The 474-nt window shown below is 61.8% G+C and carries 1 pseudogene; it reads left to right on the forward strand.

Annotation, left to right across the window (positions count from 1 at the left end):
- Positions 1 to 474: pseudogene (gene opdQ / locus I6F16_RS37535) on the forward strand (porin OpdQ); the annotation flags it as partial.

Raw genomic sequence — 474 nt, forward strand, 5'->3', positions numbered from 1 at the left:
GGACAAGTTCGACTTCGCCGGCGGCAGCTACAAGTGGACCGACAACCTCAGCACCAGCTACCACTACGGCAAGCTCGACAACTTCTACAAGCAGCATTACCTCGGCCTGGTGCACACCCTGCCGATCGCCGACAAGCAGTCGCTGAAATCCGACATCCGCTGGGCGCGCTCCACCGACGACGGCTCCAGCAACGTCGACAACAAGGCGCTCAACGCCATGTTCACCTACAGCCTCGGCTACCACGCCTTCGGCGTCGGCTACCAGAAGATGAGCGGCGACACCGGCTTCGCCTACATCAACGGCGCCGACCCCTACCTGGTGAACTTCATCCAGATCGGCGACTTCGCCAACAAGGACGAGAAATCCTGGCAGGCGCGCTACGACTACAACTTCGCCGGCGTCGGCATTCCCGGCCTGACCTTCATGACCCGCTACGTCAAGGGCGACAACATCGACCTGCTGACCACCTCGGG

The organism is Bradyrhizobium sp. IC4060 (assembly GCF_020193715.1).
Lineage (GTDB): Bacteria > Pseudomonadota > Alphaproteobacteria > Rhizobiales > Xanthobacteraceae > Bradyrhizobium > Bradyrhizobium yuanmingense.